Annotated in this window: 12 protein-coding genes; 3 read left to right on the top strand and 9 right to left on the bottom strand. The window is 49.2% G+C overall.

The features are described 5' to 3' along the window. Positions 1–76 precede the first annotated feature (76 nt). The gene (gene amt / locus AC2T0J_RS17870) at positions 77–3,133 is read left to right on the top strand and encodes an ammonium transporter (protein ID WP_489807114.1); all 3,057 of its coding nucleotides are present in this window, start codon (positions 77–79) and stop codon (positions 3,131–3,133) included. Here the strand turns inward: amt and AC2T0J_RS17865 are convergent. Continuing rightward, the gene (locus AC2T0J_RS17865) at positions 3,130–3,660 is read right to left on the bottom strand and encodes an RNA methyltransferase (protein ID WP_489807113.1); all 531 of its coding nucleotides are present in this window, start codon (positions 3,658–3,660) and stop codon (positions 3,130–3,132) included. The genes amt and AC2T0J_RS17865 overlap by 4 nt on opposite strands. A 311-nt stretch (positions 3,661–3,971) precedes the next feature. Here AC2T0J_RS17865 and AC2T0J_RS17860 point away from each other — a divergent pair, with 311 nt between their 5' ends. Together AC2T0J_RS17860 and AC2T0J_RS17855 are read left to right on the top strand one after the other, a co-directional pair. Next, complete coding sequence (locus tag AC2T0J_RS17860; protein ID WP_489807112.1) at positions 3,972–6,152, top strand: VTT domain-containing protein; 2,181 nt, start codon at positions 3,972–3,974, stop codon at positions 6,150–6,152. Beyond that, a complete protein-coding gene (locus AC2T0J_RS17855; RefSeq protein WP_489807111.1) occupies positions 6,140–6,853 on the top strand; it encodes an endonuclease/exonuclease/phosphatase family protein in 714 nt (237 codons plus the stop codon). The genes AC2T0J_RS17860 and AC2T0J_RS17855 overlap by 13 nt, the downstream gene beginning before the upstream one ends. Here the strand turns inward: AC2T0J_RS17855 and AC2T0J_RS17850 are convergent. The 8 genes from AC2T0J_RS17850 to AC2T0J_RS17815 form a co-directional block, all read right to left on the bottom strand. Beyond that, a complete protein-coding gene (locus AC2T0J_RS17850; protein ID WP_489807110.1) occupies positions 6,843–7,253 on the bottom strand; it encodes a DUF4019 domain-containing protein in 411 nt (136 codons plus the stop codon). The two genes, AC2T0J_RS17855 and AC2T0J_RS17850, sit on opposite strands and share 11 nt — an antisense overlap. 65 nt (positions 7,254–7,318) lie before the next feature. Then, a complete protein-coding gene (locus AC2T0J_RS17845) occupies positions 7,319–11,650 on the bottom strand; it encodes an alpha-1,6-glucosidase domain-containing protein (protein WP_489810363.1) in 4,332 nt (1,443 codons plus the stop codon). A gap of 32 nt (positions 11,651–11,682) precedes the next feature. After that, the gene (locus AC2T0J_RS17840) at positions 11,683–14,742 is read right to left on the bottom strand and encodes a TonB-dependent receptor (RefSeq protein WP_489807109.1); all 3,060 of its coding nucleotides are present in this window, start codon (positions 14,740–14,742) and stop codon (positions 11,683–11,685) included. A gap of 283 nt (positions 14,743–15,025) precedes the next feature. Beyond that, entirely contained in the window at positions 15,026–15,898 is an 873-nt protein-coding gene (gene sucD / locus AC2T0J_RS17835) for a succinate--CoA ligase subunit alpha (protein ID WP_279321181.1), read from the bottom strand. Beyond that, complete coding sequence (gene sucC, locus AC2T0J_RS17830; protein WP_489807108.1) at positions 15,898–17,064, bottom strand: ADP-forming succinate--CoA ligase subunit beta; 1,167 nt, start codon at positions 17,062–17,064, stop codon at positions 15,898–15,900. Before sucC ends, sucD begins: the two co-directional genes overlap by 1 nt. A 139-nt stretch (positions 17,065–17,203) precedes the next feature. Further along, on the bottom strand, positions 17,204–18,718 hold the full coding sequence (gene odhB / locus AC2T0J_RS17825; protein WP_489807107.1) for a 2-oxoglutarate dehydrogenase complex dihydrolipoyllysine-residue succinyltransferase: 1,515 nt from the start codon (positions 18,716–18,718) through the stop codon (positions 17,204–17,206). Positions 18,719–18,727: 9 nt separating this feature from the next. Beyond that, entirely contained in the window at positions 18,728–21,553 is a 2,826-nt protein-coding gene (gene sucA, locus AC2T0J_RS17820; RefSeq protein ID WP_489807106.1) for a 2-oxoglutarate dehydrogenase E1 component, read from the bottom strand. 141 nt (positions 21,554–21,694) lie between these two features. Further along, a complete protein-coding gene (locus AC2T0J_RS17815; RefSeq protein ID WP_489807105.1) occupies positions 21,695–22,405 on the bottom strand; it encodes a succinate dehydrogenase iron-sulfur subunit in 711 nt (236 codons plus the stop codon). Positions 22,406–22,418: the final 13 nt, after the last annotated feature.

Here is a 22,418-nt window from a genome sequence, read left to right as displayed (position 1 = left end):
TGATTAATTTTAAATTTTAATGCTGTAGTTGGTAAAGCAGATTTGCCTGATACGAGCTGCTTTAAAGGAAGATATTTTGAATACAGGCTGGTTATTATTCGCTGCGATTTTAGTTTTTTGTATGCAAGCGGGCTTTTTATGTTTGGAAACGGGCAAAGTACGTAGCAAAAACAGTATTAATGTGGCGGCGAAGAACCTCTCTGACTTTATCGTCTCGTCCATATTATTCTGGATATTTGGCTTTGCCATCATGTTTGGTCAGTCCAACCTGGGTTATTTCGGAACATCTGAGTTCCTTTTTGGTGCAAACCACTCTCCCTGGCAGTACAGTTTCTTTTTATTCCAGATGATGTTTTGTGGCACAGCAGCCACTCTGGTATCCGGAGCTGTGGCCGAACGAATGTCCTACCGTGGTTATCTGATCATTACCATAGTGTTGTGCACACTTATTTACCCCTTCGTCGGTCATTGGGCGTGGAGCTCGTTGTACTCAGCACACAACCTGGGTTGGCTTGAAAGCCTGGGCTTCGTTGATTTTGCCGGCTCAACCGTAGTGCATTCGGTAGGTGGCTGGGTCAGTCTTGCTGCCATCATCGTGCTTGGAGCACGAGCCGGACGCTTCGATGATAAGCACACATTTCCAGCAGGTAGTAACCTGCCCCTGTCGGTCCTGGGTACCTTGCTAATCTGGCTTGGCTGGTTTGGCTTTAATGGTGGCAGCACCCTCACCCTCAATGAGCAGGTACCGGTTATTCTGGTGAATACCTGCCTGGCAGCGGCTTTTGGCGGGCTCAGTGCCAGTGCCCTGTTTGTTTTTCGGCACCGGTTTCTGGATGTCAGCATAATGCTTAACGGCGTGATAGCCGGACTCGTAGCAATCACCGCAAGCGCTAATGTTGTGATACCGGCATCAGCGGCATTGATTGGTATTATCGCCGGGTTGGTGATGTACGGGGGCGAGCGCCTGATGTTAAAAATGCGTCTCGATGATGCCCTGGGTGTTGTCCCTGCACACCTGTTTGCCGGTATCTGGGGAACGCTGGCAGTGGCGTTTTTTCATCAGTCCATCAGCCTCTTTTCTAACGCTTTCTGGGGACAGTTAGGTAGTCAGCTGTTCGGTATAACGGTAGTTGGCCTGTTTAGTTTTACCCTTGCCTGGCTGGCGTTGAATTTAATTAACCGGTTAATTCCGCTGCGGGTTAGTGCTGAGCAGGAATACCTCGGAATGAACGTGACCGAGCACAATGCCACTACTGAACTACTCGACCTGCTCAATTCAATGCACATCCAGGAGCAACAGGCAAACTTTAACCAGCGGGTGCCTGAGGAACCGTTCACCGAGGTGGGTCAAATTGCCCGCCAGTACAACCGCGTTATTGAACGCGTTCAGCATGAAATGACACAACGGGATTCCCTGTTAAGCGATTTTAAAAGCAGTGAAAAGCGCAAAAGCGCGATCCTCAACTCTTCGATGGATAGCATTGTTACGATTAATCTTGACGGTAATATTATCGAGTTTAATCCGGCCGCAGAGCGGACATTTGGATGCTTACAGGCTAAAGTTATCAACCGCAACTTTATAGAGCTGTTTATCCTGGAAAAGGATCGCCCTTCTGTTACAGAGAGCCTGCAAAGTAAGTTCGTGACGTCCAGTGGTCTGCTGATTAACCGCCGTAATACCCTGACTCTGCGCCGTTCCACCAGCGATACATTTCCTGCCGAGATCACCATCACCGGCACCACTTTTGGCAGCACTGTCAGCAATGAATTTACTCTCCATATTCGTGATGTGACGCGCCAGCGTCGATTACAGGAAAAACTGCGGGAACTGGCTTACAGTGACCCGCTGACCGGATTATTTAATCGCACCTATTTCCTCGATGCCTTGCAAATTGCACTGCGTAATATTCATCAGGACACAGATTCAGTCGCCGTTTTTTTTCTCGACCTGGACCGCTTTAAAAAAATTAATGACACGCTGGGACATAAAGCCGGTGATGAGCTGCTCACCGAAGTCGCTGCCCGCTTAATCAACGTGACCCGCGAAAAGGATACTATCTGTCGTTGGGGTGGTGACGAATTTGTTATCATGATGACTGGCAGTCACGATGAAACCTCTGTGGTTAACAGCGCCACCAAAATACTCCAGGTGATGCGTGAAGCGGTACACTTAGGTGGCCGGGATCTAAAAATTCCGACCAGTATTGGTATTAGTATTTCCAATGATGCCAATTGCCAGCCCATGACGCTGATCCAGCAAGCGGATATTGCGATGTATAATGCCAAACAGGCCGGCCGGGATAACTTTAAAATCTTTGAACTCACCATGGCCCGCGATGCATCAGATCAATTTAACTTTGAACAGACATTACGCCAGGCTATCCAGTCTGCCCGGCAGTTTGTCATGTTCTATCAGCCTAAACTAAATAAAAACCGCGAACTGATTGGTCTTGAAGCACTGGTTCGACTCGAACTCAGCTCCGGCAACTTTACTTCTCCGGCAGAATTTATTCCGGTTGCCGAAGAATCGGGACAAATTATCGCGCTGGAAGAACTGATCCTGCGTCTGGTTTTTAAGCAATTGGCAAGCTGGCATAGCACCTATCCCCTGACGCCACGGGTTTCGATTAACCTATCGGGAATTCATCTGCTGTCTGACACATTTCTCCCCTTTCTTAACCAATGCATGGAGGAGTATTCTATTCCAGGCGCCTGGATTGAGTTTGAAGTAACCGAAAGCGTGTTTCTTACCGATATTGAGCGCTGTATTCAGGTCTTGCAAGTGTTGCAAGAAATGGAAATCGCCATCTCCATTGATGATTTTGGTACCGGCTATTCTTCGCTCAACTATCTAAAAAAACTGCCAGTGGATGTACTCAAAATCGACCGATCGTTTGTGCTCGAGTGTGCCAGTCAGAAGGAGGATGCTAAAATTTGCTCTACCATCATTGAGCTTGCCTCAACACTTGGGCTGCGTACGATTGCTGAAGGCGTAGAGACTCAGGCCCAGTTTGAGTTTCTGGCAACCCATGGGTGTGACAATTTTCAGGGTTATCACTTTTACCGGCCTTTGTCTGTAGACCGTGTTGATGGATTACTGGCCGCTACCCTTGCGTTACCGGAAACCAACTAATCCAGGCGCAAACGATTATTGGTATCGCGACTGTTACGAATAAGCTCTACCGAGTTATCGTAATCACTTTTAGCCATTCTGTCATACAGCAACACATTAACCGTGGCAGCCAGGTTGAGACTATTAAAGGTCGGGATATACACCACATGATCACACCTTGCGACTAACGAATGCTCCATACTGCCGTCTTCAGGACCAAACAGGTAAAACGCATTATCCGGATGAACGAATTCGGGCAAGGGTGTTGCACCCTCCACCAGTTCAACCCCTACCACAGTGGCGCCCGATGGGATAACCGTTTCAAGGTGGTCAACTCCTACAGTAGGGATCACCCGGTGGTAGGCTTTAGTATCAGCATTAAATTCCTTGGCATGACGAAAACGCTGGCCGGTATAAAACACACTACTAACGCCAAAGCACCCCGCAGCGCGTAAAATACTGGCAACATTGGTAGCAGATTTCGGGTTTTGTAACCCAATGGAAACGGCACGATACACGCTGAACCTCCTCTCTGAAGAAGGGAGCATTTTAGTCGTCTCAGGCAAAATCACAACAACCATTACAAGCCAATAACGCTGTGATAGCGTTAAGATGAGGTCGGGCAATTCCTACAGACAGTCAGGAAATTTTTGCCTGTTGGTCGAATAAAATCAGTACCACCCTCAGCCTCAATCTTAATAAAGATATATTTATCTGACACTTACAAACAATAGACGGAATAGCCAGGCGGTATGAATCCTGCAACCGGTATTGCTCAAGTATCATCATGTCCTGATAGTAACTGACAAAATTTCAGCGACATTGATTTATCAAGGATAAGGGTAATCAGGGGCTTAATATGACTAAGCAAACTATTTTCGAAGAGGGCAAAAATTGCTGGCAGCAAACACAGGCCTGCTATTCCAGCCCACTCATCGACTGTGCGAACTACTACCGGGCCTTGCATTCAAGTATTTGTAAAGCAGAAAAGCAGCTTATTATTGTCGGCTGGGATATCGACAGCCGCATACGTCTGCTCCATGGTGAGGAAGAAGAACAGTCAGAAGCCCCTTCACGGATTGGCGACCTGATCAGGTGGAAAGCAGAGCAGAATCCCGACCTCAAAGTCTACCTGTTACGTTGGGACTCTTCTTTTGCATTCTTTGATCAGCGCGAAATGTGGGCGCTTGAAGTATGGCAGGATAAAACGCCGGAGAATGTGCAGGCTATCCTCGATGACTCCATTCCAATGGGCGGCTCTCAACACCAGAAAATCGTTATTGTCGATAATGAAGTGGTGTTTTCCGGCGGTATGGACGTGGCATTGCACCGCTGGGATACCCGTGAACATAAAATTGATGAGCCCGGCAGAAACGGCCCGGACGGGGAATATGGCCCGTTTCACGACGTTCAAATCGTGTCCAGCGGTCCGTTGGTAAGACATTTTGCCGAACTGGCGCACTGGCGCTGGAATCGCATTGCCGAAACCCCTATCGAGTCCATTCCCTTTCCTGACAGCGACACAGACGGCTTACCAAGATGCTGGCCTGAGGGGGTGAAGCCCTGTTTTACTAATGCCGACTGTGCGATCGCACGGACCATTCCGGAAATGGAAGATACTGAGCTGGTGCAGGAGGTGCGCCACATGCTGATTAACCTCATCGGCCAGGCAGAGAAGTTTATCTATATTGAAAACCAGTTTGCCACCCGTGAAGAGATTGCTTATGCCATTAACAAGCGCATGAAAGAATGTCCTGATCTTCATGTAATCATCGTTAGCTCCTATGATCCCAAAGGACTGTTTGAATCTGAGGCCTACTGGGCCAGTCGCATTACCTTCAAAAATATTATTGAGAAAGACATTGATGACGACCGGGTGATGATGACGTACTCGTCTATCCGCGATCAACAAGGTCGTATGGCTTACAAGCGGGTGCACTCAAAGGTGATGACCATTGATAACCAGTATCTGGTAATTGGTTCTTCGAACCTGAGCAATCGTTCAATGACACTGGATACAGAGGTCGATTTGGTTTTTCATGGCAGTACGGAAGAAAACCAACGCTGTATCGAATTTGTCCGCAACGACCTGCTGGCTGAACATACCGGCCGGGAAACCGACCAAATGCAGGCTCTGATCGACAGTAATTCACCGGTAACGGCCATTATGGAAGGTCAGTTAGCCCACGGCTATGTGCTAACAGAGATTGATGACAGTGAATTTACTACTGCGTCGGAAACCAATGTATTTCGCAGTATTTCCGACCCGGAAGAGCCGCTCGGCCCGGCAATACCGGATTTCCATGGTAAATTCAGTGCCATTACCAATCCTCGCCGCCGAACCATTATGATTAGCCTCGGGGTCATCATTGTGGCCTTAATAGCCGGTGCGCTAATCCTTATCAGTAACACAGTGCCCTGGCTCGATGGCGACCGTATTCAGGCTTTCCTCGAAGAAAGCCGCGGCACTTATTTTGCTTTACCGACCGTGTTACTGGTGTATCTGGTGGGTGGTTTGTTGTTCTTCCCGGTTACTGTGCTATCGCTGGCGGTGGCTGCAATCTTTGGCCCGATATGGGGCCCGATCTACGGCATTATGGGGGCACTGCTCAGTGCGGGTACCACGTTCCTGTTGGGTAAACTGCTAGGCAATGCCGGGCTGCGCAAACTGGGCGGCCCTAAAGTTGAGGCGGTTGATGAGAAGCTGAAAAGAAGCGGTATCATTGGCGTTGCGGCTATTCGTATGCTGCCAGTGGCGCCCTTCAGCCTGGTAAATCTGGTGGCCGGTATTTCATCCATAACCCTGGTGCAGTTTTTAATAGGTACCTTTTTAGGCATGGCTCCACAAATGGTGGCCAAAGGTCTGGTGGGTGACTCTATCATGCAAATTTTCAGAAACCCGTCAGCAGAGACTGTTACCTATCTGGTCGTTGGTCTGGTGTTCTGGCTGGCTATGATTATTGGCTCGCAAAAAGCGGCCAAAATGTATCAGGCTAAAAAAGATGAGGCAAAAGAAGAATCTGAAGAATGTATCGCTTAATTAGCTATAATCTACACAGTGGTGTTGGCCGGGATGGGATTCAGGATTATGCCCGTATCGGCCGCTTTTTGGATGAGCAGGATGCCGATTTTGTGTTGCTACAGGAAATGGATACCCGGTCGGCAGAGCGGGACGTTAATGATGACATCAGTGCGATTAGTGCCGACGGTAAGTACATGCTGATACCCGCGCCAACGGTGACTACCCAACATGGCTGGTATGGCAATGCCATTCTCACCCGCCACCCGGTTTTGCACCGCCAGCAATTTGATATCAGTGTGACGGGCCGCGAACCACGCACCCTGCAACACGTTGTAGTAACACTGAACAAACAGCCACTAAATCTGCTGAACGCCCACCTGGGACTCAAAAAGAAAGAGCGGGCGTATCAGGCCAGACGATTACACGAGATCATGCTGTCTGTTAGCGAACGTTACCAGATCCCGGTATGTCTGGGTGGTGATATGAATGAGTGGTGGCTAAACACCCGGTTGTTCAAACGTCTTGATCACACTTATTGCCAGCTACGAACGGGGAGAAGCTTCCCGAGCCATCTGCCCCTTTTCAAACTTGACCGGTTATGGGCCAGTCCTGAACTGACGGTAACCCATAGTGATCGGTTAACGGATAAGGCCTATCGCCACTACTCCGATCATTTAGCGGTTAAAGTGGATTTTGAGATTAACTCGCCTACTGAATAAAGTAGGCGACGACCCTTAGCTTGCCTTGCTCTTCGGTAAGGACCAGTATTTCGCTGAATGAACTGGACTTTTCGAACTCACTGGCAAACTTCAGCACCCAATATTCACCGTCGGGCAGACCACTGAATTGCTGGCGTTTGCCATAACCGGTAAGGCTGCGATTCTGTAACTTGCCCAATTTGCTGCGGGTGCCCATGAGGACCTGGTTCCACCGGGACGCATCTATCCGTTGCTTAAAAGCCTGACCGGCATATTGCCAGGTCTGGTAATAACGGCCGCTATCGAGCAGTTCCAGCCAGGTATAAGCAGGCGCCAGATCCATCTGAGGCTCATTCGCATAAGACGGCACAACCACTATCAAACACCAGCCAACTAACAGTAAACGTGCAAACCTACGCATTTTCATTTCCCCAAAAAAAAGCGCGCCGGAAACCAGGCGCGCTGTTACGGTACAACAAGTCAGGGTTATTTCGCAATAACCGTCAGGATGGGTTGGGAAACATCCGGTCCGGTTACCCTGAACTCGTAGGTTCCGGCAGCCAGTTCAATCATCAGATTGTTGTTACTTGTACCCAGAACTTTACCAACACCCTCTTCGATGGTATTGGTCAGGGCATCGTCCGGATTGCCCAAATTCACAGTCGCCCAGTCTTCTGAGGCCACCTTAAACTCAGTAGCGCCACCGCCTAAGGTAATATCAACGGCATAGACGCCAGCCCCCTGATAGATAAGCTGATCATCAGTACCCCACCCATTCATGCCACCGCGCAGATACACAAGGGTGTTACCAAAGAATTGCTCATTGAAGACTTTGAGTACAGGTTCAGCCTTATCGTTGGCATCGAGGACAAACACATAGTCACCGTCTTGTTCAATGGTCAGTACCAGGTTGTCGTTGGTTGCTGCCAGATACGTCGGCTCATCTAACACAACCTGCTTATCGGCATCTGCCCCTGATAACGCTCCAAGATTAACGCTACTCCAATCTTCTGAGGCGACCTTAAACTCGTAGCTGCCGGCGGTGAGTGATATACTCACCTGATACTGACGACCGCCCTGATACAGCAATGGTGTGTCTGTTCCCCAGCCGTTAAAGCCTCCCCGCAGATAAACCTCGGTTCCCGCATAAGGTTCTTCATTTTCGACCGTTAATACCGGTGCCTGCGGATCGCTGGCATCTACCGTAAACAGATAGGTTGCATTGGTAACCGGAGTAAAGAACAGGTTATTGTTGGTGGTTCCCAGCGCCACCGGTTCGCCCTCAACAACGGTCGCTTCAGAGGCATTGGCAGCACCAAAGTTAACCGTTGCCCAATCTTCGGAAGCAAACTTAAACTCATACTGGTTACCTGCGGTTAACTGGGCGGTAGCGGTATAGATACCGTTGCCCTGATAACTGAACTCACCGTTTGTGCCCCAACCGTTCATACTACCGCGCAGATAGACTGGCGTATCCCCATATGGCACTACATCCGGAGCACCGGCTGTGGCATAACTCGCCAGACCATACCCCTGGACCCCGGCCTGAGGTTTAACAAATACCGCAATGGTCAGCGCCGGTACAGTGAAACTACCGTTACCAGATTCATCTTCAGTAAAATAGGCCCCTCTTACAGTCGTATCGTAAGAGCTTTGCTGGACCGGGTGCAGCATAAAGCCGGCAGCGGTATTCACGCTCAGGCTCTTTTCTTCATAGCCGCTATTGACCACTACCATCACCGCATCGTAATTGGCATCGATATCGGTAAGCTGGTTTTCTGCCTCGCTGTTATAGCCATCGTCAATGCTCATGGCGATCAGGCCAACCTGCTGACGGGTACCCAGATTATGAAACCCTACACGGTGCATAATGTCGTCAGCGGTTGTGAGGCGGAATAACGGACTGGTCTGGCGAATGGTCAGGAATTCCTTAAACACTTCTGCCGCCAGTTCTATTTCCGTCATGCTCGCGGCCCGTTCAGGTGATGACACAAATTGTCCCATTTCTGACCAACGGGCCTCGTTTTTCTCGGCTAGTGGTAACCCCACGTTCCAGTTATTGGTTTGCATGGTAAAATCAACATAATTAAACCAGTCACCAGAGTCATAGCTGTCGCGGTCCATGGATTTTGAGCGCAACATATCACCGCCCATTTGTAGAAATGGAATACCCTGGGATAACAAGGTGATCCCCATAGCAGCATTTTGCGCCCGCACTCTTTCGTGGAGGGTTAACGACTCAGGTAACACATAGTTAAGTTGGTCCCACAAGGTTTCATTATCATGCTTAGACACATAATTGATAATATCGGCCGGGTCTTTGGCATAGCCTCCCAGAGCTGATGCTGTGGTTGCACGACCACCGGAAGTATTTAAGACAAAATCAGCGAGTGTACCAGCCATCCCCATTTTGACCCGATCCTGCTCATACAGTGCAGATTCACTGTCCGGGTTAAAAATGTGACCATAGCGAATGGCATCACGCAGACGGTCATTGTAAGTACCGATTTCCGTACCGGCCATATTCAGTTGGTTGGCCTGCTCGTAGCCACGGTCAATCTTATTCCAACCCTCACCGTAAAAGTAGCTGTCAGGATCAATCGCCTGAATGGCATTACGTAAGCGCACCATGCTGTCTTTGGTTGACTGACTCATAATGTCAAAGCGGAAAGCATCAAACTTGTATTCACTAGCCCACATGGACAGGGAATCCAGCATGAGTTTTTCCATCATGACATTACGCGGCTCGGTATCCTCACAGCAGGTTTCACGCACAATCGCGCCGCTATCCGTCTCATAACGATGGTAATAACCGGGCACGACTTTATCGAGCACCGATTTGGTAAAAATACCCGATGCATTGGTGTGGTTATACACCACATCAAGGGCAACCCGCAGGCCTGTTTCGTGTAGCGCCTGCACCATTGCACGCATTTCAATGATCCGCTCAACACCTTCAGCACTGGACGCATAGCTGCCTTCCGGCGCATTGAAGTGGTGCGGGTCGTACCCCCAGTTAAAGCTATCCACACTGCGCAAATCCTGGGTCAGCGCCTGAGCACTGCCCGCCTGCGAAAGCGGGTCGTAACTGTTGTAGACATCAAGCAAAATACTGCTGGGGTCTTCTTCATTACACACCTTAGCATCCGGCTTCTTGACGCACAGCTGACCCACCGTATCGTAGATGTCCACGGTATTGGCCGGATCTTCATCGATGGTGGCAATATCATTACTGGGCAAAATGTGAAAGTGTGTTAATCCCGCATCTACCAGTGTCTGTAAATGATTAACCGGATCGCTACCCTGTTCAGTAAAGGCCAGGTATTTACCACGGTTGGCTTCACTGGTAGACATATCGCGAATACTGAAATCGCGCACATGTCCTTCGTAAATCACCGCATCCTCCGGATGAGCAATCTCAGGGATCCAATGGGTATCCCAACCGTCCGGTTTCAGCGATTCATCAGTTAAATTCACAAAGCGTGAAAAACGCCCGTTGGTTGATAATGACACCGAATACGGATCGGTCACTTCCAGCGTGGTAATTTCGCCCAGTGATGGATAAAACACAGTGACTTCGTAACGGTAAAGTTTGCGATCCAGCGATGCGTCTCCGGCATAGGACCATACGCCTAACGCGTCATCCAGGGTCATTGGATAACGGTTAGCTAAGGTTTTATCATCATTGAAGACCAGTAAGTTCACCTCAGTTGCCGTGGGTGCCCACACTGATGCCGTTATACTTTCACCGGCGTAGACACCTCCCAGCATGGCTTCATCAGCGTCATTTTCACCCCGGGTATATAGCTGGTCGAGCACGTTTGCATGCTGTAAACCTGTTGCTGCCAGCAAGGTACCATCACTGGCATAGCCACCCACAACCACCTGGGTTTTAAGTACCGCTTTGGCCTCGTCACTACTCCACTGCCCTTCAAAAGCTGACAACGAAGCCAGATGTGGCGCAATGGCAACCTGCTCTTCGGTGAGGCTGGTTGCGCTGAGTTCAATGGCTGTGCCGTTGAGACCGTTTTCTACCGTGGTGGCTAAATCCGCCGCCGCAGAATAATGCAGTTTAACCGTTTCAACGCCATCCGGCGCATCCCACAATACAACCTGGGTATCGAGCCAGTGTGCCGCCGCCCCCTCAATTTTTACCGGTTGCGGGCCCAGCGACAGCAAAGGAAATTCAAATACTGTAGACACACCGGACAGCGTGAAATTCATCCGCGTGAACGTATCATCATCCTGATCAAGAGGCGCCTGGAAGTCGCCTCCGCCCATTTCTTTGCCCGCATCGTCGGTACCTTTATGAATAATAAAGTTATGGCAGGCGCCCGGTGTACCAGCTACGCCAGGTTTCAGCTCCAGTATCCAGTAAGCCCCGAAATTAGGGTCGATACCGGAAATCGCCCGACCATTTGCCCAGTCGGTATCACCATCGGCATAAGCATCACAGGCATCATTATTCCAGGTATGCAGTTTCCAGCCATCATAAGCACTGTCTCCCGGGTCATTAGTGGCACCAACGCCAGCCCGGTTGTAATACAAAACGGCCTGATTGGCAGAAGGGAAATACACCGGGTCATCCAGTGTTGGATCAGCGCCGACCACACAGGCACTGTTGTCTTCGTTAGGTACGGTGGGTGGATCACAATCAATAGGCGGTTTTTCCACGCACATCATGCCTGCTTCGTCGGGCACCAAAGGCGCATCACACACCAATAAATCATTAGATCCTGAGTCGGTGCCAGAACTGCCACACCCGGTAAGGGTAAGCACCACTATCACCATTAAGCCAGCCAGTATTTTATACAGCATGCCGGTAGATACTGTGGGTTGAGTAAAGGTATTCATAGCGAGTAAGTCATCCCCAGGAAATATTGGGTTCCAAAGAACTGAATGGTTCCTGTTTGTTCAGGCGAGGTGAAATAGCTTTTGGTGGGTTCATCGGTCAGGTTATTTATCTGGAACAACACACTTACGTTGTCGTTGATTTCGTATGACGCCTGATAGTCCACCACTAACTCTGAATCAAAATTGACGGTTTGATCGTTGACCGCGACCTGCTTGGAAACAAACGCATCGCGGTAGCGGCCTGACACCCGGGTTTCAAACCCTTCGTATTCCCAGAATAAGGTCATCGTAGCGACGTTTTCTGACAGGCCAGGTAACTGACTGGCATACACGCCATTGCCCACGGTGCGCTGTATTTCACTTTCGGTATACGAGTAGCTGGCATTAACGCCCAGTCCCGACCACATCCCCGGTAAGTCACTGTATATCTGGGTATAAGCCAGCTCTATACCACGAATGTAACCTCCACGGGCATTATTGATAGCGGTTTCATAGCGACCATCGGTGGTGGGCACCGTAACGGTAACCTGCGCGCCGGTACTGTCTACCACTGGCTCTGGCGCCTGGCCCGGATAATCGGCTTCGTAAAACACCGGTACAGTCACTGAATCCGGTACCACAAAACCGTTGCCTTCAAAGTCATAAGGTTCAATGGCAATGTTTTCGATAAACGATTCAATGTTCTTATAAAAACCCGCAACTACAATCGCGCCATCACTGTCGTCAAAGTAGTGCTCATAGGAAATGTCATACTGAGTTGCGTAAAACGGATCCAGGTAAGGGCTGTTATTTGACGATCCCGAAATGCGCGCCTGCTGGTTAGATAAGGTAATCTCACCAGAGTCGCGGTTCTGGGTGGCGCTGATTAACTCAACATTGGTCGACGCATTGGCCGCAAAGCGATTGATCGGCGCACGCCCCATTACCCGCGCAGCGGCAACACGAAGTTGCGAATTATCAGTAAGTTGGAAATTTAAGTTAATCGACGGCAGTACATCGGTGTACTCGTAAGTGAGTATGGCCGGCCGATAGAAATTATTGATGTAGCCAAGCTCATCGACAATATTTTGTGCCCCTGCAGTGGGGTCACTGACCTCAACATCCTGCCCGGTCTCGGGATCTTCCACAAACATGGTTGCCCGCTGCAGCGTGGTTGAGCTTTGTTTGGATTTTACATAGCGAACGCCGATATTCCCGGTAATCGGTAACCCGCCGATTTCGGTATCAATATTGGCCATCAGATACGCTGCGGAAACCGTTTCAAACACGTCACCACTTTCCAGTACCGACCATGCAGTGGACACAGTGGCATCATCGGGACCGTTAATCACACCTGGATCCCCTGCGCCCCAGGTTTGCGCGGGTTGCGGGATCCCGGAGGGAAACCAGGCTTCCAGTGCTTTATCCAAATTAATGGAAAGGTAATTGGGAAAGTAAGCAAAGTCGCCCTGCCAGCTCACCACCTCGGCCAAATCATCCGTCAGACGCAGCGGCGGCTGGCTCGAGGAAAATGCCTGGTCGTTACCGTATTCAAACACTGAGCGATCGTTACTGTAGGTACGGTCTGAGTAGCGGGCTCCAAACTCGATGGATGAGATGAAGTCCGTATCAATAAAATACTGGAAGTCAGCCCGGTAGGCATCCAGTTCATCACTGTTAACATAAGGATAAATACCATACTTACTGACCATGACCCGGTCCGGATCGGTAAAGGCATCGGCCTGATTAAACTGTAAATCCGGTAAGTCCTGACCATTAAGCAGATAGGAAATCTGAATGTCTTCATCAAATCGCGGACTGGCCGCGGTGGCGTCATCACCAACTAGGGACCACAACAGACCATTGCGGAAGTTGCTGTTGGCTTTTGATAAAGCTATATCAAACTGTGCAGAAAAATTATCAGAGATTTGCCAGTCGGCATTGATACCGTAACTTTCCACTTTATCGAAATCCTGATTATCATCATTGACCAGTTCGATACGGGTTTCGCTGCTATCGGAACGCACGAATGTGCCGCCTATGACACTGTTATTGACGACCACAGGATTGTAGATTTCAGTATTAACGCCACCGAGTTTTACCCGAAAACCCCGGGCGAAGGCTTCTGAATCAAATTTGGATATAAAGGCATCAGCTTTTAAAGTGAAGTTATTCAGTGGTGCCCATTCAATGGCTGCGACATAACCGTTTCGGGTTTCCTCTCCCCCCTTGTGTTGCATTTCAAAGCCTTCGGAAATACGTTCACACTCCAGGCACTGATCTTCCCGGGGGACATCAGAATTGGGGTTATAATTCTCTTCATCACCGGCCAGGCCATCAACATCAACTTCGGCGTTATAGGCAAAGCCGATAAACTGAGTAGAAACACTGGGTTGATACAATCTGGCGTAGCCGAGGGAAACTCCCAGGGTGTCATCTAAGAACTTACCCTGATAGGAAAAGCTCAGTCGGTGCCCGAACTCCTCTGCATCAGCCACTTCATTAGCACGATCGTTAAACATACCGCGCACGTTGGCATTAAAGGTATGTTTGTCATTCTTGGCTAACGCGCTGGCGGTTTGTAACTCAACCGTACCGGCCACCCCGCCCTCAATCAACGATGCTTTGGGTGATTTATACACTGCCGCTGAATTGATTAATTCCGACGGGTACTGATCAAATTCGATAGACCGACTGCCACTGGTAGATACCTGTTCCCGACCGTTCAGTGTCGAGAAGACAAAATCCCCGGATAACCCCCGAATATTGATTTCCGCTGCCTGGCCACCGGTTCGTACCGCGGATATCCCCGGTAAGCGGGTCAGGGCATCAGCCATACTCACGTCGGGCAAGCCGCCCAGGTCGTCGGCTGAGAGTTGTTCTGAAACGGTATCACCAAAACGCTTTTGATTGAGTGACTGAATAAGACTACTGCTAAAACCGCGCACCTCAATGCGCTCTATAGCTTCGTCCTGCTTTCCCTGACCACTGTCTTGCGCCAAAAGCGGATAACTAGCGAAAACCAACCCACTGGTTAATAGTGCCAGAGCGATAGCACTGGGTTTGAACGTTTTCATGTTTTCCCCATTATTAGTTATGTTGAGAAATGTTGTGCAACATTTCGCCGGTTTGATTACCGAACTTCATACTAATTGCTGAGTGAAAAACTGAAAATGTCATGCATACGTATTCAGTTAACTTTTTTACATTTATTTCACAACTGAATTATAGTTATATACGAGAAGATCCATTATGAGCCAATAATTTAAGTATCTTTTTGATAAATAATAAAAAAGCCCGCATATCGCGGGCTTTTTTCAATCATCATTTGTTAACACAACGGTGTTAAACCAGCGCTGATTACCAGCCAGTTTGCTCGCGCAGTGCTTTACCGATATCGGCCAGAGAGCGAACAGTTTTTACACCTGCTGCTTCAAGGGCTGCAAATTTTTCATCTGCAGTACCTTTACCGCCAGCGATAATCGCACCAGCGTGACCCATACGTTTGCCTGGAGGTGCAGTAACACCGGCAATGTAAGACACAACCGGCTTGGTGACGTTTTCTTTAATAAACGCAGCCGCCTCTTCTTCAGCTGTACCACCAATTTCACCGATCATTACAATGGCTTCAGTTTGTGGATCGTCCTGGAACAATTTCAGGATATCGATGAAGTTTGAGCCTGGGATCGGATCACCACCAATACCTACGCAAGTAGACTGGCCGAAACCTTCGTCAGTAGTTTGCTTGACCGCTTCGTAAGTAAGCGTACCTGAACGTGACACAATGCCCACTTTACCTGGCTTGTGGATATGACCAGGCATGATACCAATCTTACACTCTCCCGGTGTAATCACACCCGGACAGTTTGGACCAATCATGCGCGCGCCTTTGGCGTTTACGTATTCTTTAACGTAAAGCATGTCCAGCGTAGGAATACCTTCAGTGATACAAACCACTAATTCGATACCGGCATCAACCGCTTCAACGATTGAGTCTTTACAGAAAGGTGCTGGTACGTAGATAACAGAGGCTGTGGCGCCAGTTGCTTCCACCGCTTCACGAACGGTGTTGAATACAGGCAAACCGAGGTGCTCAGTGCCGCCTTTACCTGGCGTTACACCGCCAACCATTTGCGTACCGTAGGCAAGCGCTTGCTCAGAGTGAAAAGTCCCCTGACCGCCAGTGAAACCCTGACAGATAACTTTAGTATCTTTACCGATCAAAACTGACATTATTTGCCCTCCGCAGCTGCAACAACTTTCTCTGCTGCATCAGTTAATGATTCTGCAGCGATGATATCCAAACCAGAGTTACCCAGCACTTCACGGCCAAGCTCTGCATTGGTACCTTCAAGACGTACAACAACCGGCACTTCAACGCCCACTTCTTTAACCGCGCCAATGATACCTTCTGCGATCATGTCACAACGTACGATACCGCCGAAGATGTTAACCAGTACAGCTTTCACGTTGTCGTCGGACAGAATAATTTTAAATGCTTCCGCAACACGCTCTTTGGTCGCGCCGCCACCAACATCCAAGAAGTTAGCCGGACTGCCGCCGTGCAGGTTTACGATATCCATGGTACCCATGGCCAGACCCGCACCGTTAACCATACAGCCAACGTTACCGTCCAGAGCGACATAGTTCAGTTCGTACTGAGCAGCATGCGCTTCACGGGCATCTTCCTGAGAAGGATCTTTCATGTCCTTCAACTTAGGCTGACGGTACATTGCGTTGCTATCTACGCCCAGTTTGGCATCCAGACAGTGCAGATTACCGTCTGCTTTGATAACCAGCGGGTTAATTTCGATTAACGCCAGGTCCAGGTCTTCAAACATTTTTGCCAGGCCTAAGAAAATCTGAACAAATTGCTTAACCTGTACGCCTTGCAGACCCAGTTTGAACGCCATTTCACGCGCTTGATAAGGCTGAGGACCAACGATCGGGTCAATTTCAGCTTTGAGGATTTTTTCCGGGGTTTCTTCTGCAACGGTTTCAATTTCAACACCGCCTTCAGTAGACGCCATGAAAACAACGCGGCGTGTGCCACGGTCAACCACAGCACCTAAGTACAATTCGTTTGCGATATCAGTGCAAGATTCTACTAAGATCTTGCTTACAGGCTGACCGTTCTCGTCAGTCTGAAATGTCACCAGGTTTTTGCCTAACCACTTTTCAGCAAAAGCGCGAATTTCGTCTTTGGTTTTTACCAGCTTAACACCGCCAGCTTTACCACGGCCACCAGCGTGGACCTGACACTTAACAACCCATTCGTTACCACCAATACGGTCAGCAGCTTCTACTGCACCTTGTGGGGTATCTGATGCGTATCCTTCAGAAACAGGCAAGCCGTATTCTTTGAATAGCTGCTTACCTTGGTATTCATGCAAATTCATGGTGTTTCTTTCCGATTTTTATTTAAACGAAAGCCATTTACTGGCTCGACTAATTCCCAACTGGTATCCGTCCCCAAATACCAGTATGTGAAGATGATACATGAGTATCATCTTCACACATAGTTATGCTACAAAAGTCTTACACATCAAGAAGTAGACGTGTTGGATCTTCCAGCATTTCTTTCACGGTGACCAGGAAGCCGACCGATTCTTTGCCATCGATGATCCGGTGGTCGTAAGACAACGCAAGATACATCATTGGTAAAATTTCAACTTTGCCATTAACGGCCATTGGACGATCCTGAATCTTGTGCATACCCAGGATGGCACTTTGTGGCGGGTTAATGATAGGCGTAGACATCAGTGAACCAAACACACCACCATTGGTAATAGTGAAGTTACCACCTTGCAGTTCAGCCATCGACAACTTGCCATCACGGCCTTTAAGTGCCAATTCCTTGATACCTTTCTCGATACCGGCCATACCCAGGGTATCTGAGTCTTTCAGTACCGGCGTAACCAGTCCGCGTGGAGTGGAAACCGCGATGGAGATATCGAAGTAGTTGTGGTAAACAATGTCATCACCGTCCAATGATGCATTCACCTCAGGGAAACGTTTCAGCGCTTCAGTTACCGCTTTCACATAGAAAGACATGAAACCTAAACGAATGCCGTGACGCTTCTCGAAACCTTCCTGATACTGCTTACGCAGGTCCATGATAGGTTTCATGTTAACTTCGTTAAACGTGGTTAACATTGCGGTAGAGTTTTTCGCTTCCAGCAGACGGCTAGCAATGGTTTTACGTAAACGCGTCATCGGTACACGTTTTTCACTACGCTCACCGGCAGGTACTGCAGGCGCTTCTTCTGAAGCCTTGCTGGCTGGTGCCGGCTTGCTGTCAGACTTCAGGTACTGCTCAACATCTTCTTTAGTGATGCGACCGTTTTTACCTGAACCTTTTACTTTAGCCGGATCGACGCCTTTTTCTGCTAACAAGCGGCGTACAGACGGGCTTAATGCATCGCTGTCACCGTCGTCACTGCTTTCTTCACTGGCTGAAGTTGCCGGAGCAGATGCACCAGCACCTTCAGTGAATTTCGCAATCACTTCTTCGGCTGTAACCGTCGTACCTTCTTCAGCCAGAATTTCAGCAATCGAGCCATCTGCCGGCGCAACGACTTCCAGAACGACTTTATCGGTTTCGATATCTACCAGATTTTGGTCACGGCTGACTTTTTCACCAGCGCCTACATGCCAGGTGGCAATCGTTGCATCGGCAACTGACTCGGGCAGAACCGGTACTTTGATATCTACGGTTTCACCGCTGGCTTCATCAGCAGTTGGTGCTTCAGCCTTGGTTGGCGCAGCATCAGCTTTGCTTTCTGACTTGCTTTCAGATTTGGCCGGTGCAGCACCGCCCTCTTCCAGTTTAGCAATCACTTGTTCACCCAATACGGTGGCACCTTCTTCATCGATAATCTCACCGATAACACCATCTGCAGGGGCAACAACTTCCAGTACCACCTTGTCTGTCTCAATGTCTACCAGGTTCTGGTCGCGTTTTACACTGTCCCCGGCTTTTACGTGCCAGGTTGCAATCGTGGCGTCGGCAACTGACTCGGGTAGAACCGGAACTTTTATCTCAATTGTCATCTCTGTTCCTTATTTTATCGTGAGAGCGTCTTCAACCAGGGCTTTTTGTTGCTGGTTGTGAACGGATAAATAACCTACGGCAGGCGACGCTGAAGCCGCACGTCCCGCATATGTTAATTTGGCACCATCTGGGATCACCTGCCAGAAGTGATGTTGGCTACAATACCAGGCACCCTGGTTTTGTGGCTCTTCCTGACACCAAACCCAGTCTTTTACGTGGCTGTACTCGGCCACAATCTTTGCACATTCTTCCTGCGGGAACGGATACAGCTGTTCCAGACGAATAATGGCAACATCGGTTTGTTCGTTTTTACGGCGTTGATCCAGCAGGTCGTAATAAACCTTACCAGAACACATTACCACGCGTTTAACGTCCTTTGCTGGCAGCTCATCCACTTCGCCAATTACGTTTTGGAAAACACCTTCGGCTAACTCTTCCAACGAAGAGACGGCCATCGGATGACGGAGTAATGACTTAGGTGACATAACAATCAATGGCTTACGCATTGGGCGAACCACCTGACGGCGGATCATGTTATAGACCTGGGCCGGCGTTGACGGTACACAGACCTGCCAGTTGTGATCAGCACATAATTGTAAGAAGCGTTCAAGTCGGGCAGAACTGTGCTCCGGCCCCTGGCCTTCATAACCATGCGGCAGTAAAACGGTTAAACCACACAGACGGCCCCACTTGGCTTCACCAGAACTTAAGAACTGGTCAAATACCACCTGAGCACCATTGGCGAAGTCACCAAACTGGGCTTCCCAGATTGTCAGACAAGTAGGTTCTGCTGTGGCATAACCATATTCAAAAGCCATTACCGCTTCTTCAGACAGCACCGAGTCGTAGATCTCTATGGCTTCCTGATCGTCACTGATGTGCTGTAGCGGCATGTAGGTTGATGCGTCGACCTGGTTATGTAACACCGCGTGACGATGGAAGAAAGTACCACGCCCGGAGTCCTGACCGGTCAGACGAATGCTGGTACCACCTTTCACAATCGAAGCATATGCCAGCAACTCAGCCATCCCCCAGTCGAGACTACGCTCGCCGGCAACCATGGCTTTACGATCGGTGTAAACCTTATTTACCCGAGACTGTAACTTAACATCATCAGGGTACGTCACCAGACGCTCACCCAGTGATTTCAGTTCTTCAAGGCTCAAACTACCGTCATAGGGCGTATCCCAGTCGTGGCCCAGATAAGGGCGCCAGTCAACCGAATGCTCGGTCATTGGGCGCCATTCTTCAACTACGCAGGCACCGTGATCCAGAGCGGCTCGGTAGTCTTCAACCATTTTGTCCACATCCTGCCTGGACGTCACACCTTCAGCGATTAGCTGCTCGGCATACAGTTCACGAGGTACCGGATGCTTCTTGATTTTCTGATACATAACCGGCTGCGTGGCATTCGGCTCATCAGATTCGTTATGACCATGACGGCGGTAACAAACTAAATCGATAACCACGTCACGTTTAAACTTATTACGGAAGTCCAGCGCCAGTTTCGTTACAAATAACACCGCTTCCGGATCGTCTGAGTTGACGTGGAAGATAGGTGCCTGAACCATCTTGGCGATATCCGTACAGTATTGCGTAGAACGGGTATCTTCAATCTTCGAGGTGGTGAAACCGACCTGATTGTTGATAACAATACGAACCGTACCACCTACTGCAAACCCGCGGGTTTGTGACATATTAAACGTTTCCTGCACTACACCCTGACCGGCGATGGCCGAGTCACCGTGAATAGTTACAGGTAATACTTTCAGTGCGCTATTTTCACGACGGTCAAGACGGGCGCGAACCGAGCCCATGACTACCGGATTAACGATTTCCAGATGCGATGGGTTAAATGCCAGTGCCAGGTGAACGTTACCGCCAGGGGTGGCAAAGTCAGACGAATAACCTGCGTGATACTTTACGTCTCCGGCACCCAGAGTTTGGTCGTGCTTACCGGCAAACTCATCGAACAGTACCGACGGGTTCTTACCCAGCACATTAACCAGCACGTTAAGACGACCACGGTGAGCCATACCCACGACAACTTCTTTAGTGCCTTGTGTGCCGGCTTCTGTAATCAGCCCTTTCAGCATTGGTATCAGCGCATCGCCACCTTCCAGTGAGAAGCGTTTGGCACCCGGGAATTTTGAGCCCAGGTATTTTTCCATACCGTCAGCGGCAACCAGGCCCTTAAGGATACTGACCTTGGTATCACGCTCCATTTGAGGACGTGCTTCAACCGACTCGATACGTTGTTGTAACCAGCGTTTTTGCTCCGTATCGGTAATGTGCATGTATTCTGCACCGATAGAGCTGCAATAGGTTCTGTTCAGTGATTTAAACAGCTCGCCTAATGGCATGGTTTCCTTGCCGATGGCGTATGAGCCAACGTTGAAAACCGTGTCAAAATCCGTCTCGGATAGATTGTGATGCGACAACTCCAGGTCTCTGACCCGTTCCTGTTTCCACAATCCCAGCGGATCGAGGTTGGCATGCTGGTGCCCACGGAATCGGTAGGCATTGATTAACTGTAACACCTTAACCTGTTTCTGATCCGACTGATTGCTGCTCGTTGTGGTAGCAGACCCACTGCTACAACGGGCCAGTGGTCCCAGAGACGCCAGTTTACGGAACTGGTCTTTGATAAGGCTATGGTTACTTTCTAATTCCACACCATCCACTTTGGGTAAAGCGTCAAAGGTATCACGCCAGGAATCAGAGACACTCTGCGGGTCGTCAAGGTAGGCTTCGTACAATGCTTCCACATAGGCAGCATTGGCTCCAGCCATGTGCGATGAGTCCCACCACGCTTTCATCACGCTTTCTTGCATTATTGTGCCTTGCTAGGTTGTCAATAAAACTATCAGGTCGGACGTCTTACCCGACCACATTTACAAAAAAATAGCCACCCCGTAAGGATGGCCATTTATGCATTTCTCACTTGTTACTCAAAACAGTAATCAAGTTAATTGCTAAACAGCCCGTTGTAAAAGCATGGACTTAATATGTCCAATCGCTTTTGTAGGGTTGAGTCCTTTAGGACATACACTTACACAGTTCATGATGCCGTGACATCTGAACACGCTGAATGCATCATCCAGATCGTTCAATCGCTCGTCTGTTGCGGTATCGCGGCTATCGATTAAAAATCGATAAGCGTGCAACAAGCCAGCTGGTCCGATGAACTTATCCGGGTTCCACCAGAAAGATGGGCAAGATGTTGAACAGCATGCACAAAGTATACACTCATAGAGTCCATCCAGTTTAGCACGCTCTTCAGGAGACTGCAGATGCTCTCTTGCCGGCGGCTGTTTGCTGTCGTTAATCAGGAACGGCTTGATTTTCTCGTACTGAGTATAGAACTGGGTCATATCAACCACCAGGTCACGTACAACCGGTAAGCCTGGCAGTGGACGAATAACCACTTTACCAGAACCCAGTGCCGATAACGGTGTGATACAGGCCAGTCCGTTTTTACCATTCATGTTCATGCCGTCAGAGCCACAAACGCCTTCACGACAAGAACGGCGGAACGATAAGGTTGGATCCTGTTCTTTTAAAAGAATCAGGGCATCCAGCACCATCATATCCTGGCCTTCTTCAACGTCCAGGGTGTAATCCTGCATGCGAGGTGCATTATCCACCTCAGGATTATAACGGTATACCGAAAAAGTTAATTGCATGATCTAACCCCTC

Source organism: Alteromonas sp. ISO5 (assembly GCF_058105165.1).
Note: the sequence above shows the minus strand (reverse complement) of the source record. Positions and strands in the feature narration are given on the sequence as shown.

Excerpts from the sequence above, each read along its gene's own strand:
- AC2T0J_RS17865 (WP_489807113.1), bottom strand. The coding sequence starts at position 3,660 with ATGCTCCCTTCTTCAGAGAGGAGGTTCAGCGTGTATCGTGCCGTTTCC.
- AC2T0J_RS17860 (WP_489807112.1), top strand. The coding sequence starts at position 3,972 with ATGACTAAGCAAACTATTTTCGAAGAGGGCAAAAATTGCTGGCAGCAA.
- AC2T0J_RS17855 (WP_489807111.1), top strand. The coding sequence starts at position 6,140 with ATGTATCGCTTAATTAGCTATAATCTACACAGTGGTGTTGGCCGGGAT.
- AC2T0J_RS17850 (WP_489807110.1), bottom strand. The coding sequence starts at position 7,253 with ATGCGTAGGTTTGCACGTTTACTGTTAGTTGGCTGGTGTTTGATAGTG.
- AC2T0J_RS17845 (WP_489810363.1), bottom strand. The coding sequence starts at position 11,650 with ATGCTGTATAAAATACTGGCTGGCTTAATGGTGATAGTGGTGCTTACC.
- AC2T0J_RS17840 (WP_489807109.1), bottom strand. The coding sequence starts at position 14,742 with ATGAAAACGTTCAAACCCAGTGCTATCGCTCTGGCACTATTAACCAGT.
- sucD (WP_279321181.1), bottom strand. The coding sequence starts at position 15,898 with ATGTCAGTTTTGATCGGTAAAGATACTAAAGTTATCTGTCAGGGTTTC.
- sucC (WP_489807108.1), bottom strand. The coding sequence starts at position 17,064 with ATGAATTTGCATGAATACCAAGGTAAGCAGCTATTCAAAGAATACGGC.
- odhB (WP_489807107.1), bottom strand. The coding sequence starts at position 18,718 with ATGACAATTGAGATAAAAGTTCCGGTTCTACCCGAGTCAGTTGCCGAC.
- sucA (WP_489807106.1), bottom strand. The coding sequence starts at position 21,553 with ATGCAAGAAAGCGTGATGAAAGCGTGGTGGGACTCATCGCACATGGCT.
- AC2T0J_RS17815 (WP_489807105.1), bottom strand. The coding sequence starts at position 22,405 with ATGCAATTAACTTTTTCGGTATACCGTTATAATCCTGAGGTGGATAAT.